Source organism: Mesorhizobium sp. LHD-90 (assembly GCF_030929505.1).
Classification (GTDB): Bacteria; Pseudomonadota; Alphaproteobacteria; order Rhizobiales; family Rhizobiaceae; genus Kumtagia.
In genome coordinates, this window is sequence record NZ_JAVFVV010000003.1 from 126,374 (window position 1) to 142,847 (window position 16,474).

Genomic DNA, 16,474 nt, shown 5'->3' on the forward strand with positions numbered 1-16,474 from the left:
GTTTTCGCGCCCCACATGGCAATACTGGCAGCCGTCTACCATCTGACGCATTACAAATACGACCGGCCGGTCATTCTCGGCCCCCAGATCATCCGGCTGAAACCCGCCCCGCATTCGCGCACCAAGGTGCTCAGCCATTCGCTGAAGGTTTCGCCCGCAAACCATTTCGTCAATGTCCAGCAGGACCCTTACGGCAATTTCCTCGCGCGCTACGTCTTTCCCGAACCGGTCACCGAGCTGAAGTTCGAGGTCGACCTGGTTGCCGACATGACGGTCTACAATCCGTTCGACTTCTTCGTCGAGCCGTCCGCCGAGACGTTTCCGTTCGAGTACCCCGACGACCTCACCGAGGATCTGTCCATCTATCGCCGGCCGGAGACCGCCGACCCGCTGCTGGAACAATTCGTCGCCTCGATCGACCGCAGCCCACGGAACACGGTGGATTTCATCGTCGATCTCAACGCCCGCATCCAGCGCGAGGTGAACTACATCGTGCGCATGGAGCCCGGCGTACAGGCGCCGGAGGAGACGCTGGCGCTGGCGAAGGGGTCGTGCCGCGATTCGAGCTGGCTGCTGGTGCAGGTGCTGCGAAACCTCGGCTTTGCCGCGCGTTTCGTCTCGGGGTATCTGATCCAGCTCAAGCCGGATCTCGTTTCGCTCGACGGCCCGGCCGGCACGGCGGTCGACTTCACCGACCTGCATGCCTGGTGCGAGGTCTATCTGCCCGGCGCCGGCTGGATCGGGCTCGACCCCACCTCCGGCCTGCTGACCGGCGAGAGCCATGTGCCGCTGTCGGCGACGCCGCATTACCGCAACGCCGCGCCGATCTCCGGCGGCTTTGCCGGCGATCCCGACACGAAGATCGATTTCGACTTCGCGATGCGGGTCGACCGCATCGCCGAGCATCCGCGCATCACAAAGCCCTTTTCCGACGAATCCTGGGAGGCGCTGGACCGGCTCGGCCACGAGGTCGATGCAGTGTTGCAAGAGCAGGACGTGCGGCTCACCATGGGCGGCGAGCCGACCTTCGTTTCCATCGACGATTTCGAATCCGCCGAATGGAACACCGCCGCCGTCGGCCCGACCAAGCGCGAAAAAGCCGACGTACTGATCCGAAAACTGCGCGAGAAATTCGCGCCGGGCGGTTTTTTGCACTACGGGCAAGGCAAATGGTATCCGGGCGAAAGCCTGCCGCGCTGGACGTTTTCGCTCTACTGGCGGGCGGATGGCGAGCCGGTGTGGCGCGACCAGAGCCTGATCGCGGCCGAGACCGGGGGCGGCAACCCGACGCCGAAGGATGCGGAAATCCTGCTGAAAACTCTCGCAACCGAACTCGGCGTGGATGCCGGCATGGTCGACGAGGCCTATGAGGATCCGGGCGAATGGGTGCTCAAGGAATCGAAGCTGCCAGACAATCTCGATCCGGCGAATTCGAAGCTGGCCGACCCCGAGGAGCGCAGCCGCATGGCGCGGGTGTTCGAGCGCGGGCTGACCCAGCCTTCCGGCTACGTTCTGCCGGTCCAGCGCTGGAACGCGCAGGCCGATGGGCCGCGCTGGAAATCGGAGAAATGGAAGACGCGGCGCGGCCGGCTGTTCCTGGTGCCGGGCGATTCACCGGTCGGCTACCGCTTGCCGCTGGGCGCGTTGCCGCATATTCCGCCGTCGCAGTTTCCCTTCATCGTGCCGGTGGACCCGTCCGTGCCGCGCGGCCCGCTGCCGGTGCGCGAGCCGACGGCGGCGGTGGCGCCAGCCGGCGCCGACGAGATGGCGCATCGCCAGGCGGAAGCGTCATTCACTGCCGCAACGCCGCAGCAGGACATTGTCGAGCAGCAGCTTGGCGAGATCGGCGGTGCGGTGCGCACCGCGATTTCCGTCGAGCTGCGCGACGGAAGACTGACCGTGTTCATGCCGCCGGTCGAGGCGCTGGAAGATTATCTGGAGCTGATTGCCGCGGCGGAGGCGGCGGCGAAGAAGACCGGGCTGGCGGTCCATATCGAGGGCTATGCGCCGCCGCACGACCCGCGCCTCAACGTCATCCGCGTCGCGCCGGATCCCGGCGTTATCGAGGTCAACATCCATCCGGCGAAAAACTGGGCCGAATGCGTGGCGACGACCACCGCCATCTACGAGGAGGCGCGGCTGAGCCGGCTCGGCGCCGAAAAATTCATGATCGACGGCAAGCACACCGGCACCGGCGGCGGCAACCATGTCGTGGTCGGCGGCGCGACGCCCAACGACAGCCCGTTCCTGCGCCGGCCAGACCTGCTGAAGAGCCTGGTGCTGTACTGGCAGCGCCACCCGGCGCTGTCCTACCTGTTCTCCGGCCTGTTCATTGGCCCGACCAGCCAGGCGCCGCGCTTCGACGAGGCGCGCCATGATTCGCTCTACGAACTCGAGATCGCCATGGCGCAGGTGCCGCTGCCGGGGCAGGGGTCTCCGCCGCTGCCGTGGCTTGTCGACCGGCTGTTCCGCAATCTTCTGGTCGACGTGACCGGCAACACGCATCGCTCGGAAATCTGCATCGACAAGCTGTTCTCACCGGACGGGCCGACCGGGCGGCTGGGGTTGGTCGAGTTCCGCGGCTTCGAGATGCCGCCCAACGCTCGCATGAGCCTGGCGCAGCAGCTTCTGGTGCGCGCCATCGTCGCAAGATTGTGGAAGAACCCGCTCGACGGCCGCTTCACCCGCTGGGGCACGGCGCTGCACGACCGCTTCATGCTGCCCCATTATGTCTGGCAGGATTTTTTGGACGTGCTGGAGGACCTCAGTCAGAACGATTTCGCCTTCCGGCCGGAATGGTTTTTCGCGCAGCTCGAATTCCGGTTTCCGTTCTGCGGCGAGATCAGCCAGGCGGGCATCAGGCTGGAGATCCGCCAGGCGCTGGAGCCGTGGCACGTCATGGGCGAGCAAGGCGCGATCGGCGGCACGGTGCGGTTCGTCGATTCCTCGGTCGAGCGCCTGCAGGTGCGCACCGAGGGGCTCAACCCGCAGCGCCACGCAATATTGTGCAATGGCCGCGTCTTGCCGATGCGGGTGACCGACAATCGCGAGATCGCGGTGGCGGGTGTGCGCTTCAAGGCGTGGCAGCCGGCGGCCGGCATGCATCCGGCGCTGCCGGTCAACACGCCGCTGGTGTTCGACATATACGACTGCTGGTCGGGCCGCTCGGTCGGCGGCTGCGTCTATCATGTCGCGCATCCGGGAGGGCGCAACTACGAGACGTTTCCGGTCAATGCCAACGAGGCCGAGGCGCGGCGGCTGGCGCGCTTCGAGGCGACCGGGCACACACCGGCCGCTTTCACTCTGTTCGAGGAGCAGCCTTCGGCGGATTTCCCGATGACGCTCGATTTGCGGCGGCCGGCGGGGATTTGAACCGTGATGAAGGGCTCACCGACGTTTCGTGGACGAGAGGTAGTGCCCCTTCGCACCCCCCTCTGTCCTGCCGGACATCTCCCCCGCAAGGGGGGAGATTGGCAGCGTCGGCCGCTCCGCTCGTTCTGCGTCGCTGGTAATTGGCGAAAGCCAAGCGGCCGGCCAATCTCCCCCCTTGTGGGGGAGATGTCCGGCAGGACAGAGGGGGGTGCGAAGGGGCGCCAACCGCGACCAATCTTGTCCCGAGGGGCGTCATGAAAGCGCCTTCGGTTTCGCCCAGCCGCAAGAAGCATCTCCTCCTCGACGGCTACCACCCTTTGCCCGGCGTGCCGGACGAGATGGTTGACGCCGCTGGCAATCCGCGTCCGATCTGGCGCGATTTCATCGCGGCGCTGGAGGACCTCGGGCCGGAGGAACTGTCGAAACGCTTCGCCCGCGCCGACCAATATCTGCGCGACGCCGGGGTCTACTACCGCGTCTACGACAAGGTCGGGGCCAACGAGCGCGAATGGCCGCTGTCGCACGTACCGCTGCTGATCGACGAGGCGGAATGGGCTGATATCAGCACCGGGCTGACGCAGCGCGCCGATCTGTTCGAACAAATCGTCGCCGACATCTATGGCGACAACCGGCTGGTGGCGCAGGGCCTGCTGCCGCCCGGCCTCGTCGCCTCCAGCCCCGAATATCTGCGGCCGCTCGCCGGGGTGAAGCCGGCCGGCGGGCACTTCCTGCATTTCTGCGCCTTCGAGCTTGGCCGGGGACCGGACGGCGGCTGGTGGGTGCTGGGCGACCGCATGCAGGCGCCATCCGGCGCCGGTTTCGCGCTGGAGAACCGCGTGGCGACGACGCGGGCGCTGTCGGACATCTATGGCGAGATGCATGTGCATCGGCTGGCCGGTTTCTTCCGCCGTTTTCGCGACGCGCTGGTGGAGGCGGCCGGCGACCCGGATGGCCGAGTCGCGATTCTGACGCCCGGCCCGCTCAACGAGACTTATTACGAACACGCCTATATCGCCCGCTACCTCGGCATCATGCTGCTGGAAGGCGAGGACCTGACCGTGTCGGAAGGCCGGCTGATGGTGCGCACCGTCGCGGGGCTGAAGCCGGTCAGCGTGCTGTGGCGGCGGCTTGACGCCGCATTCGCCGACCCGCTGGAACTCAACGCCGCCTCGCGCATCGGCACGCCGGGCCTGGCGCAGGCTGTGCGGCAGGGGTCGGTGGCAGTGGTCAATGCGCTGGGCTCCGGCATATTGGAGACGCGGGCGCTGCTCGCCTTCCTGCCCCGAATCTCCCGGGCGCTGCGCGGCGAGGATCTGGCGCTGCCGTCGATCGCCACCTGGTGGTGCGGGCAGGAGAAGGAGCGCGACCACGTCATCGCCAATCTCGACCGCATGATGGTCGGGCCGGCGCTGTCGACGCGGCTCGCCTTCGAGGACGAGGGCCGTACCGTGCTCGGCTCGTCGCTGGAGCCGGGCGAGCGCGAGGCGCTGGTGCGACGCCTGTACGGGGAGGGTGAAAAATTCGTCGGCCAGGAAGCGGTGACGCTGTCGACCACGCCGGTCCACGTCAATGGCTGGCTGGAGCCGCGGCCGGCGGTGCTGCGCGTCCATCTGGCGCGCACGCCGCAGGGCTGGATCGTCATGCCGGGCGGCTTCGCACGGGTCGGCGAAACGCAGGACGGGGCGGCCATCGCGATGCAGCGTGGCGGCCATGCGGCGGACGTCTGGGTCGTGTCCAAGGAAGCCGTTTCGCGCGACACCCTGCTGCCGGGCGCCGGAGATGATTTCCGCCGCCGCACGCCGGGCAGCCTGCCCAGCCGCGCGGCGGAAAACCTCACCTGGCTCGGCCGGTATGTCGAGCGGGCGGAGGACACGGTGCGGGTGCTGCGCGCCTATCATGTGCGGCTGGCCGAGACCGACGATCCGGCGCTGCCGCTGCTTGCCGAGGTCCGCAACTTCATGGAGCCGCTCGGCGTCGACATGGACGCCGCCATTCCCGTCGGCCTGCTCGGCACGATCGACAGCGCCATCTATAGCGCAGGCCAGATCCGCGACCGTTTTTCGCCCGACGGCTGGCTGGCGCTGCGCGACCTGTCGCGCACGCTGCACAAATTCGCCGGCACGGTGGAGCCGGGCGACGACGCGACGCGGGCGATGACGGTGCTGCTCCGCAAGATCGCCGGTTTTTCGGGCCTGCTCAACGAGAATATGTACCGCTTCACCGGCTGGCGCTTCCTGGAGATCGGCCGCCGGCTGGAGCGGGCGATGCAGATCGCCCGTACGCTCGGCCGGGTGACGCGAGACGATGCGCCGGACGGTGCGCTGGATATGATGCTGGAAATCGGCGACAGCGTGATGACCCACCGGCGGCAATATACGGTGCGCTCGGGGCGGCGAACGGTGGTCGACCTTTTGGCGCTCGACCCGCTCAATCCGCGCTCGGTTCTGTTCCAACTCGAGCGGCTGAAGTATGAAATTGACCACCTGCCGAACGCCGGCGGCCACGGCCTGTCGGAGCCCGCCAAGGAGGTCTGGCGCCTGCATACCGGCCTCGCCACGAGGGAGGCGGCCGACCTCTCGCCCGAGGCGCTGGAGCAGATCGCCTGGGATGTAGGCGGGTTGTACGAGAAGATTTCGCAGGCGTATTTCGGGTAGGGCCTGTTTGAATTGATGGACAGCATTCGTTCGTTGACACGCCCCTCTGACCTGCCGGCGCTTTCGGAGCAGCCGCACTCCGTCCAGCACCCCTCATCCGACCTCGCTTCGCTCGGCCACCTTCTCCCACAAGGGGAGAAGGGGGAGTTTCGCGCCACCGCCTCTGCAAATCTCGAGCGGCGGCGATTGGCAGCGAGGCCGATGCAACGCTTCCCCTTCTCCCCTTGTGGGAGAAGGTGGCCGAGCGAAGCGAGGTCGGATGAGGGGTGCTGGACGGAGTGCGACCGCCCCGGGTCCAATGCCAACCACATCCTGTTCAGGACCACCTCCTGATGCACTACGACATCCGCCTCACGCTCTCCTATGTCTACGATGCCTGGGCCGGCGGCGGGCGGCATCAGGTGCGCGTGCTGCCGCCGACGATTCCGGGCATCCAGCGCGTCGTCGCCGCGTCGCTGTCCTTCACGCCGGCGCCCAGCGAGCGCTCCGACTTCACCGACTTCTTCGGCACCAATGTCACCGCGATCGTCTGCCGCGACGCACACGATACGCTGGACGTGAAAATGTCGGCGCGGGTGGCGGTGGCGCGGCCGGAGATCGGGCTTGACGTGTCGCCGTCGCTGCCGCGGCTGCGCAAGGAGATCGGCGGCGTGCTGTCGCTGGCGCCCGATTCCCCTCAGCATTTTCTCGCTGCCAGCGACCATGTCGGCATTGACCCGGACATCACCGCCTATGCCGCCGAGAGTTCTGGCGAGGTGTCGGTGCGGGCAATCGCCCGCGATTTCTGCACCCGCATCAACTGCGACTTCACCTATGACGGCGACGCGACGACGGTGGCGACCCGCGCCCGCGACGCCTTCGACCTGAAGCGCGGCGTCTGCCAGGATTTTTCGCACGTCATGATCGCCGGCCTGCGCGGCCTCGGCATTCCGGCAGGCTATGTCAGCGGTTTTTTGCGCACCATCCCGCCGCCCGGCAAGGAGCGACTGGAGGGGGCGGACGCCATGCATGCTTGGGTGAAGGTCTGGTGCGGGCGCGAGGTGGGATGGATCGAGTTCGACCCGACCAACGATATGCTGGCCGGCAACGACCACATCACCGTCGGCTACGGCCGCGACTATTCCGACGTCGCGCCGATCGTTGGCGTGCTGAAAACCACCGGCGGGCAGGAGGCGGAGCAGAAGGTGGACGTCGTGCCGGTGGATGCAAAATCGGTCGAGGGTGCCCGCTGAAGGCCGGTTTCGACCGGCGGAAGGCGCGGAACGCCGCACATGACCCGGTTGTCCGACACTTCCGGTCTCGGTCACGACTATCGGGGAGGTTTGGCCGCGGTGCTCAATCAAAGACGCCGACTGAGCACCCGCTTCCGCTTCCGACATTGTATCGAATATCGCCGGTGCTAGGACAAAGTAATGCGTACCGTACGTTACGGTACGCATTTTTCATTGCCGATCCGGTGAAAACGGTCTAAATAGCCCTGTTGCCGCAGCGCAGGCTGCGAGCCCGCATCAAGTCGAGGATATCGATGCCAGCCTATCGCTCCCGCACCACCACCCATGGCCGCAACATGGCCGGCGCCCGCGGCCTGTGGCGCGCCACCGGCATGAAGGACGGCGATTTCGGCAAGCCGATCATCGCCGTGGTCAACTCGTTTACCCAGTTCGTGCCGGGCCATGTTCATCTGAAGGACCTCGGCCAGCTTGTGGCGCGCGAGATCGAGCGGGCGGGCGGGGTCGCCAAGGAATTCAACACCATCGCGGTCGACGACGGCATCGCCATGGGGCATGACGGCATGCTCTATTCGCTGCCCTCCCGCGAGATCATCGCCGACAGCGTCGAGTACATGGTCAACGGCCATTGCGCCGACGCCATGGTCTGCATCTCCAACTGCGACAAGATCACGCCCGGCATGCTCAATGCCGCGATGCGCCTCAACATTCCGGCGGTGTTCGTCTCCGGCGGGCCGATGGAAGCCGGCAAGGCGATGGTGAAGGGCAAGCTGCAGGCGCTTGACCTGGTGGACGCCATGGTGATGGCGGCCGACGACAAATATTCCGACGAGGAGGTGCAGACGATCGAGGAGGCGGCGTGCCCGACCTGCGGCTCCTGCTCCGGCATGTTCACCGCCAATTCGATGAACTGCCTGACCGAGGCGCTCGGCCTCTCGCTGCCGGGCAACGGCTCGACGCTGGCCACGCACTCCGATCGTAAGCGCCTGTTCGTCGAAGCGGGGCATCTCATCGTCGATCTCGCCCGCCGCTATTACGAGCAGGACGACGAGACCGCGCTGCCGCGCAGCATCGCCACCAAAAAAGCATTCGAGAACGCCATGGCGCTGGACATCGCCATGGGCGGCTCGACCAACACGGTGCTGCATATCCTCGCCGCTGCGCATGAAGGCGGCATCGACTTCACCATGGACGACATTGATGCGCTGTCGCGGCGGGTGCCCGTGCTGTGCAAGGTCGCGCCGGCCAAGAACGACGTGCATATGGAAGACGTGCACCGTGCCGGCGGCATCATGGCGATCCTCGGCCAGCTCGACCGCGCCGGACTGATCAACCGCAGCGAACCGACGGTGCATGCCGTCACGCTTGGCGACGCGCTCGATCAGTGGGACATCAGCCGCACCAATTCCGAAAGCGTGCGGCAGTTCTTCATGGCCGCCCCCGGCGGCGTGCGCACGACGCAGGCGTTTTCGCAGTCGAACCGTTGGACCGAACTGGATCTCGACCGCAAGGCGGGCGCCATCCGCTCGCCCGAAAACCCGTTCTCCAAGGACGGCGGGCTCGCCGTGCTGAAGGGCAACATCGCGCTCAACGGCTGCGTGGTAAAGACCGCCGGCGTCGACGAGTCGATCCTGAAGTTCACCGGGCCGGCAAAGGTGTTCGAGAGCCAGGACGCCGCCGTGAAGGGCATCCTGGGCAACGAGGTTGTGGCCGGCGACGTCGTCGTCATCCGCTATGAAGGCCCGAAAGGCGGCCCGGGCATGCAGGAAATGCTCTATCCGACCAGCTATCTGAAGTCGAAGGGGCTGGGCAAAGCCTGCGCGCTGCTGACCGACGGCCGGTTTTCCGGCGGGACGTCGGGCCTGTCGATCGGCCACGCCTCGCCGGAGGCGGCCACAGGCGGTGCCATCGGGCTGGTGCGTCAGGGCGACATCATCGAGATCGACATTCCCAACCGCACCGTCAATTTGCGCATTTCCGACGAGGAGTTTGCGGCGCGCCGTGCAGAGCAGGATGTGCTTGGCTGGAAGCCGGTGGAAAAGCGCAAGCGCAAGGTGACCACGGCGCTGCGTGCCTATGCAGCATTCGCGCTGAGCGCCGACAGAGGCGCGGTCAGGGAAGTGCCGGAGGAATAGGCGGCCGTGAAACGCGCCGCCCGCTAAAAAAGCCGGCGTGAAACGCATTGACGCCGGCTTTCCTGTCGTCGGTCTTGCATTGCTTTCGCGCCGGATCGGACTGTCGGCGGAATGATCCCGGTCGAGCGCGACAGGCTTAATATCCGGGGCCGTTTGTATTAATTCTGTTCCGCTCGATCCTCTTCCGCATTGTCAGTCGCGTTCGAGGTCGGAGCGCCTCTTTCGATGATCGGCATAGGCCGGCAGCGGCGTCTCTGGGCGGCGGCCCAGTTGCCGAACTCGTAGGATTTGTAGAAGTCCTCGCTATCCTCAAGAGCGTCTTCGTCGGTCATGTCGCGCGCGAACCGATCCGTGTAGCCTTCCTTGAAGCCTGGCCGGAAGAAGGGTTCCAGCCGCTGGCTGTCGACGATGTTGGTCGCGCCGCTGCCGGTGGCGCCAACCTCGGCCAGGCCGAACGAACCTTTGCCAAGGCCCACGACCGGGTCTGTCAGTTCCTTGGCGCACTGGATGCGGAAGGTGAGTTCGCCGACGAGTTCCGGCATGCCCACAATCCTGATCGGGACGCCGTTATCCTCGACATCGAATCCCAGCGCCTCGATCATGGTCAGTGTCGTGGAGACGCAAACCCTGGAAATGCGCAGGGGCGGCACCATCGCGTTGAAGCTTACGAGGATGTAGTGACCTCGGAAAAACGCCTCGCTCATATGGGTCGGAAACCAGTTGCGCCTCAAAACCTGAACATTGTAGCGGGCGTGGGCCATGTACACGGCCGACATGAGAACCGCATTGGCCGTTGGATTGCTGTCGCCCGCCCGGGGGTGTGGAGCCTTGGCCTTGCCGAAATGCGGAAAAGGATAGTCCGGAGTCGCCATGAAATAGTCCGGATCGTCGAGCGCCATCGAAAGCTGAGCCTGGGCCGTCAGTCGCTTCGGCGAGGCGAAGGCGCCTGAAACCTGCGTCGCGATCCACGGCGCGGGGCGTTCGGCTCCAGTCAGTTCCTTCGCGGCCGCGCCGATGACGGCACGGAAGGCCCGGTGATCGGCCAGGTAGGCGGGATCCTGGGTGTTGTTCGCTTCGTCGCTCTGGCCGTGCCGTTCGAGCGTGACGGCATGATGTGTGCGAGCCTTTCTGCGCGAACGGGGGCGTTCAAGTTCATGAGCCTTTCCGAGCGCGCTCCTTGCCTGGTCGACATAGGGCGAGCTTGAAACGCGCGAAATGTCAGCGGCGGCTTTCGCGACATTCACGGCGATGTCGAAATCTTCCGGTTTGACTTCGCCGTTCCCGGCAGTCTTGCGATGGTCGTCCACCAGCCGCTCGAAGATGAGCGAGGCGGCCATCAGAGGCGTCGCGCCCCGCGCGGCCGGATGAAACTCGCCCGCCAGCCTCGCCTGTTCCGAATAGACCGTGCCGCGCCACACCAGCGTCTCGGTCAGGGGAGTGAGGGCGGCACGTCCATACGGCTCGAATTCGCCTTCGTCCGCCGCAGACCGCTCGGAAAAGCCGATCATCTTGGCGCGATATTCAGCCTCCCCGAGAAGTTGGTCGGGCACCATGGTCAGCTTGGCCGAATTGCCGCTGCCGGCCATGAAAGATTCGCCGATGCCGAGTACGACCCTCGCGCCGGAGGCCAAGGGAGCAACCGCTTCCACGGGCCTGGCAAGGAGTTCCGCCGACGTGGAAACCGCCCGCGCGTCGACTTCCCTGATCTCGTCGGCCGTGAAACCGCCGACAGTCTGGGGAGTGAACCAGCCCGCCCGCTCGGCGACGATCTTTGCGAACTTGCTGGCGGAACTGGCCGCTTTCTGTGAAGCTTGCGCCGATGTCGTTGCGCCTTTGATGTCACCCGACAGCTTCGTCACCGTGGCGGCGACCTTTTCGGTTGATTTCTGTGTCGCCGCGACAGTCGTTTTTATGCCCCCGGCATGCGCCTTCTTCAGGTCGTTGAGACTTGCGGAAATCTTCCGCGTTCTGGCATCGATCAGGATTTGACGCTTGATCACGAAAAAGAAGCAAGCCAGAACCGCGGTTGTGGCGGCGCACATAATTAGAATATAAATGGCGTCGGTATGCACGGGTCTTCCTTTTTCAAGGGCATTGAGGTAACCACTCCCCATACATATACGGGGTGGGGCAGGCAAGTAGCATGAAAATAACATTTCTCTAATATAGCCGTCGTCGGACGAGAGTCGGCGGTTCGTTAAGTTTTAGGGCCTGGGTCATCATGAAATTTCCAATCGAAACTTTCTTATTTGAGCAATGTCCTGGGACTCCGAGAAAATTTTCAAGGAATGTGCGAATATATGGCGATCCGTTGCATCGAAAGCCGAGTGAAATCTCGAAGCTTTACGGCGCCATGCCTCTCGATCAATTCCTGGCCGAGGAGGCGCGTTATGGAATCGGCAACTACATCCTGGTCGATGAGACGCCGACATCCTGCCGGATCATAACGTCGCCCGGCTATTGCGGCGGTTATGGTTGCGTGTCGGATCGGGGTGCGTTTGCCGCAACCACGCTGTCGCCGGTACTGCGGGCGATCGGTGGCGGTATGCAAATGAACCCGTTCGGGCTCTCGTTCTACCTGAGCTACGCTCCGAACAGCGCCAATGGCATGATGCCATTCAGCACCATGTTCGAGGGCGTGTTCAGGCTGCCGCCAGCCGCCGTCATCGAGTTCGAGGCCGGAACACGGACGCGTTACGAAAGCTATCTCGTGAAAGGCAAGGAACTGAACCCGCCAAGATCCTTCGCGGCGGCAATGGCGGAGGTGTCGTCGGCGGTCGCGCGGCATTTCAAGGCGAACGGAAAGAAGCCCGTGGTGATGTTTTCGGGCGGCGTCGACAGCCTCGCCATATACCTCGGTCTGCGGGAGAAGATGAGGCCCGAGGATATCCATCTCATTACGGTGGACCACAACCGCGCCAACGGCCCCGACCGGGCCTTCGCTGTCGCGGACAAGCTCGGCATCGAGATCGATCACGTAGAGGACACCTATTCCTCGTCGCCGGTAGCCAACTCCATCCTCGAGAGTCAGATGGAGCAGGACATCGTCATCACCAGAGGCCCGAGCGTTGCGCTGCTGGAGAAGAATCTGGACGGCGCGCTGATCCTTCACGGCCAAAACATGGATGCCATATCGAAAGTCAACATGACCGTCCTGCAGGCCAATCTGGATCGGGCGTATCTTTCTCGCGCCAAGATGCGGGAGATCAAGTCCGACGACGAAAAGCTCAGGCAATATGAAAGCTTCCTCGGGAATCTCCAGTTCACGAATGCTTACCTGAGCGATCCCGTGTTCCAGAAGCAGACCTCGGCATTCTTTTCGCGGATGCATGGGGAAGTGGCGGACCCGCAACCAGGAGGCCGCGGCATCTTCCGTGGCATGATCTCAAGCCAGATACCGAATATCCTGAGCAAGCCGGACTACCCGCTGGATCAGGTGCCGTATCTGGATGCCGAGGTCGACATTTTTGAACGGTTCATCGGCATTCCCGACCTGGACCCGAGCCTCGGCGCCAAACTGATCCGCTACTACACCTATGCGCAGATTTCCAACAAACGCCTCGCCACCTTCGCAACTCCGGATGGGAGCAAGACGGTCCTGGTGGCGATGTCCGGGCCGATTCTCAGCTATTTCATCGGAAGGAACTTGCAGTTGTCCGATGCCGCAATGCCCAAGGGCGAGGTCTATGCTTATGCGGAGAAACTGGCCGGCATGCCTTACCATCAATTGGCGACGCCAACTCAGCGCCAGTTCAACATGCGCAAGATGAACAAATACGACGGCGACGCCCTGCTGATGCACAACATGGACAAGCTCGACGTCAAGAAATCCTTTGTCGTTCCGCGTATCAAGGACAAGGTAGCGCGCAGCCACATTGAATACATATATCGAGATGTCGCCAAGACCGCGCGCCCCGACGATCCCGACGTGCGGCTGTTCAGCCAGTCTCGCGGACGTCACATCCTCAATCTGGAAATGCTGGTTCGCGGCGCCCTCCGGAACGAGGCTGTCGAACCGATGCAGGGCGTTCGGCGGCAATGAGCGTCAAGTGCGCGATGACCGCTTGATCACCGCCAGATTGAGCGTCGTCCGCAGCCGGAAGCCGATCGACTCGTAGAGGCCGATCGCGGCGTGGTTGGTCTCCCAGGCATGGAGGAACGGAACGTCGCCGCGTGCCGCGATGCGCCGTGCGACGAATACCGACAGCCGTCGTCCCAGTCCCTGGCCGCGGACGTCCGGATGCGAGCAGACGCCGCTGAGTTCCGAAAAACCGTCCTGTTTCATGCGCTCGCCGGCCATGGCGACCAGCCTTCCGTCGCGCTTCACGCCCCAGAACTCGCCGAGTTCGCCGGCGCGCAACGAGAAAGGACCTGGCTTGGTCAGCGTCGCGAGATCGAGCATTTCCTGTGCATCGGTCTTGCTCAGCCTTTCGATTTCGTCGCCCCCCGCATCAGGCAGCGGTTTTTCCGCGATCATCTGCACGACGCGCGCCGTCAACGTCGCTACCGTCGCCGGCGGGAGGGTGATCTGGCTTGCCTGCGCCACCATCAGGCTCTCGTCGTCCAGCAACAGGGCTGAGAGCGCCCTCAAGCTGTCTGGGTCGTCGCTGCCGGTCGCCGCGAACGGGATGATGCCGCGCTGGTAGCGCCGGGCTAGCGCGCCGCCTTCGGAAAAAGCCGATTGCCGGGATGTCAGGGCGCCCCAGATGGGCCGGTCGAGACTATGGACGCTCACGCTACCTTCTCCTCGATCTTCGTGGCGCGGCGGTCGAGTGGCGTGGCGGCAAGACCCTGCTCGATCGCCGCCAACTGGGGGAGCAGCGGACCCGACAGGTCCTTGCAAAGATCCTTCACCGCCGCCTCGATGCGCGGCCAGATATGCTGTTTCGAAAATTCGACCAGTTGTCGGCCGTCCGGCGTCAGGGCGACGGTCCGGCGTCTCTGGTCTCCGGGGGCCTGGCGGACCTCCAGAAGTCCTTGCGCGGCGAGTTGCGCGACGGTGCGGGTCACGCCCGGCTGACTGATGCCGACGGCCATGGTCAGTTCGCCGATGGTCAGCGGCCCTTGCCGGTCGATCGCCGCCAGATACGGGTATTGCGCCGCCTGGATCGGCAAGCCGGCCTCGTCGATGATACGCTGCGTGTCGGCCTGCAGCCGCTCGCCGATGCGTTTCATGCGGGTGCCGAGCGTCAGGAAGCCAAAACTGCGGACGATGTCTTCCACCATGGCCGTGTCCCTTGAATTATATATCAGGTTATATAACTTCGCATAAAACTTGTCCAGTGGGTTGCCGCCGGACCGATAGAGGGAGGTCGAGGTCGGTCAAAGGTATCGAGAATCATTGCCCGCCGGGCACCGTCCCGACTATGCTGGAAACACAAAGCAGGAGGCACGCGATGGACGAACCCACTGGCTGGCGCCATATGAAAAACGCGCCGAAGGACGGCAGCCGCATCCTGGTGACCGTGCGGTCGTCGGAACAGGGCGCGGCGGAGGTCGACGTGGCCTATTGGGCGCGAGCCGACCAGTTCGGCATGGAAGGCTGGCGGGCCGCCGACTCTCACCCCGGCAACATCGTCGGTTATGCCGATCCGGAACTGAAATGCTGGATGCCGCTGCCAAAAGCCAATACCGGCGGCGAGGTGTCCGGCATGCCGGCGCCCTGGCAGGGGGAAGATGCGGAGGAGCTTTTCGGGTCCGGGATCTGACCGGACCCTGCGTCGTCTGACCCAACCGGCGGCGCTCACTGCCACAATCCCTACTGGACGATTGGGACTAAGGGCTTGCCTGCTCCCAAGCACTTGTGCGCGGTCTTTCGCGCCCGCGACCCATGACCGGCTTCCCGGTAAGGACGATGACGATGACGGACGTTACCGCGCCGGCCGGAAAGGTCTCGGCCCAGAGCAACACGGTCTTCGCGATCATTTTGGCGGTATCTTTCTGCCACATGCTCAACGACATCATGCAGTCGTTGCTTGCGGCCATCTATCCGATGCTGAAAAGCGACTTCGGCCTGTCTTTCTGGCAGATCGGTTTGCTGACGCTCGCCTTCCAGGTGACCGCGTCGCTGCTGCAGCCGCTGGTCGGCATCTACACCGACAAGCGGCCGATGCCCTATTCGCTGACGCTGGGCATGGGCTCGTCGATGATCGGCCTGTTCCTACTCGCCACCGCGCACACCTACTGGATGCTGGTGGTCGGCGCCTGCTTCATCGGCGTCGGTTCGTCGATCTTCCATCCCGAATCCTCACGCGTGGCGCGGCTCGCCTCCGGCGGCCGTTTCGGCCTGGCGCAGTCGCTGTTCCAGGTGGGCGGCAATTTCGGCCAGGCGCTCGGTCCGCTGCTCGCCGCCTTCATCGTCGTGCCGATGGGGCAGGGCAGCGTCGGCTATTTCTCGGTCGCTGCCATGCTCGGCATGGTCATCCTCTGGCGGGTTGGCAACTGGTATGGCAGCCATCTGCGCGCAACGTCAAAACGGTCGGCGGGACCGGTGTCGGTGAACTTGCCGCGCAAGACGGTCGTGCTGGCGCTGGTGGTGCTGGCGCTGCTCACCTTCAGCAAGAACATTTATACGGCAAGCATCTCCAGCTACTACACTTTCTACGTCATCGAGCGGTTCGGCGTGGACGTGCAGATGTCGCAGTACCTGCTGTTCGTCTTCCTCGGCGCCACCGCGCTGGGCACCGTGCTCGGCGGGCCGATCGGCGACCGGTTCGGCGCGAAATTCGTAATCTGGTTCTCGATCCTCGGTGTATTGCCCTTCACGCTGGCGCTGCCCTATGTGGACCTCACCTGGACGATCGTGCTGTCCGGCGTCATAGGCCTGATCCTGGCCTCCGCCTTCCCGGCCATCGTCGTGTTCGCGCAGGAACTGCTGCCGGGCCGTGTCGGCATGGTCGCCGGCATCTTCTTCGGCTTCGCCTTCGGCATGGGCGGCATCGCCGCCGCGGTGCTCGGTGTGCTCGCCGACGCCAAGGGCATCGAATATGTCTATTGGGTGTGCTCGTTCATGCCGCTGCTCGGCCTGCTAACGATCTTCCTTCCGTCCGAGAGGGTGTTGCGGGCCAAGGCGGCGTAGCCGCTC

General features: G+C 64.5%; 10 protein-coding genes. 7 read left to right on the top strand and 3 right to left on the bottom strand.

Translation table 11 applies throughout. The features are described 5' to 3' along the window. The first annotated feature begins 15 nt into the window (after positions 1 to 15). From RB623_RS04735 to ilvD, 4 genes are all read left to right on the top strand, one after another. The gene (locus RB623_RS04735) at positions 16 to 3,372 is read left to right on the top strand and encodes a transglutaminase family protein (protein ID WP_308055612.1); all 3,357 of its coding nucleotides are present in this window, start codon (positions 16 to 18) and stop codon (positions 3,370 to 3,372) included. Positions 3,373 to 3,626: 254 nt separating this feature from the next. After that, positions 3,627 to 6,026, top strand: a complete 2,400-nt coding sequence (locus RB623_RS04740; protein WP_308055613.1) for a circularly permuted type 2 ATP-grasp protein — start codon at positions 3,627 to 3,629, stop codon at positions 6,024 to 6,026. Between the two features lie 332 nt (positions 6,027 to 6,358). After that, positions 6,359 to 7,258, top strand: a complete 900-nt coding sequence (locus RB623_RS04745) for a transglutaminase family protein (RefSeq protein WP_308055614.1) — start codon at positions 6,359 to 6,361, stop codon at positions 7,256 to 7,258. Between the two features lie 293 nt (positions 7,259 to 7,551). Further along, the gene (gene ilvD / locus RB623_RS04750; RefSeq protein WP_308055615.1) at positions 7,552 to 9,390 is read left to right on the top strand and encodes a dihydroxy-acid dehydratase; all 1,839 of its coding nucleotides are present in this window, start codon (positions 7,552 to 7,554) and stop codon (positions 9,388 to 9,390) included. Between the two features lie 158 nt (positions 9,391 to 9,548). Here ilvD and RB623_RS04755 read toward each other — a convergent pair whose 3' ends face one another. After that, on the bottom strand, positions 9,549 to 11,390 hold the full coding sequence (locus RB623_RS04755) for a hypothetical protein (RefSeq protein WP_308055616.1): 1,842 nt from the start codon (positions 11,388 to 11,390) through the stop codon (positions 9,549 to 9,551). Positions 11,391 to 11,611: 221 nt separating this feature from the next. Between RB623_RS04755 and RB623_RS04760 the strand changes: the two genes are divergently transcribed. Next, complete coding sequence (locus RB623_RS04760) at positions 11,612 to 13,432, top strand: hypothetical protein (protein WP_308055617.1); 1,821 nt, start codon at positions 11,612 to 11,614, stop codon at positions 13,430 to 13,432. Between the two features lie 3 nt (positions 13,433 to 13,435). On the opposite strand, the gene RB623_RS04765 is transcribed toward RB623_RS04760, so the two are convergent. Beyond that, positions 13,436 to 14,125 (bottom strand): GNAT family N-acetyltransferase, encoded by a 690-nt coding sequence (locus tag RB623_RS04765; RefSeq protein WP_308055618.1) that lies wholly within the window; start codon positions 14,123 to 14,125, stop codon positions 13,436 to 13,438. Beyond that, positions 14,122 to 14,616: a MarR family transcriptional regulator gene (locus tag RB623_RS04770; protein ID WP_308055619.1), complete on the bottom strand. Its 495-nt coding sequence runs from the start codon at positions 14,614 to 14,616 to the stop codon at positions 14,122 to 14,124. The genes RB623_RS04765 and RB623_RS04770 overlap by 4 nt, the downstream gene beginning before the upstream one ends. A 170-nt stretch (positions 14,617 to 14,786) precedes the next feature. Here RB623_RS04770 and RB623_RS04775 point away from each other — a divergent pair, with 170 nt between their 5' ends. Both RB623_RS04775 and RB623_RS04780 read left to right on the top strand, forming a co-directional pair. Continuing rightward, the gene (locus RB623_RS04775; protein ID WP_308055620.1) at positions 14,787 to 15,098 is read left to right on the top strand and encodes a hypothetical protein; all 312 of its coding nucleotides are present in this window, start codon (positions 14,787 to 14,789) and stop codon (positions 15,096 to 15,098) included. A 152-nt stretch (positions 15,099 to 15,250) separates the two neighbouring features. Further along, positions 15,251 to 16,468 carry an MFS transporter gene (locus RB623_RS04780; RefSeq protein WP_308055621.1) on the top strand — a complete coding sequence of 406 codons (1,218 nt, stop codon included), beginning with the start codon at positions 15,251 to 15,253 and terminating at the stop codon, positions 16,466 to 16,468. Positions 16,469 to 16,474 lie beyond the last annotated feature (6 nt).

Excerpts from the sequence above, each read along its gene's own strand:
- RB623_RS04780 (WP_308055621.1), top strand. The coding sequence starts at position 15,251 with ATGACGGACGTTACCGCGCCGGCCGGAAAGGTCTCGGCCCAGAGCAAC.
- RB623_RS04775 (WP_308055620.1), top strand. The coding sequence starts at position 14,787 with ATGGACGAACCCACTGGCTGGCGCCATATGAAAAACGCGCCGAAGGAC.
- ilvD (WP_308055615.1), top strand. The coding sequence starts at position 7,552 with ATGCCAGCCTATCGCTCCCGCACCACCACCCATGGCCGCAACATGGCC.
- RB623_RS04770 (WP_308055619.1), bottom strand. The coding sequence starts at position 14,616 with ATGGTGGAAGACATCGTCCGCAGTTTTGGCTTCCTGACGCTCGGCACC.
- RB623_RS04745 (WP_308055614.1), top strand. The coding sequence starts at position 6,359 with ATGCACTACGACATCCGCCTCACGCTCTCCTATGTCTACGATGCCTGG.
- RB623_RS04760 (WP_308055617.1), top strand. The coding sequence starts at position 11,612 with ATGAAATTTCCAATCGAAACTTTCTTATTTGAGCAATGTCCTGGGACT.
- RB623_RS04735 (WP_308055612.1), top strand. The coding sequence starts at position 16 with ATGGCAATACTGGCAGCCGTCTACCATCTGACGCATTACAAATACGAC.
- RB623_RS04740 (WP_308055613.1), top strand. The coding sequence starts at position 3,627 with ATGAAAGCGCCTTCGGTTTCGCCCAGCCGCAAGAAGCATCTCCTCCTC.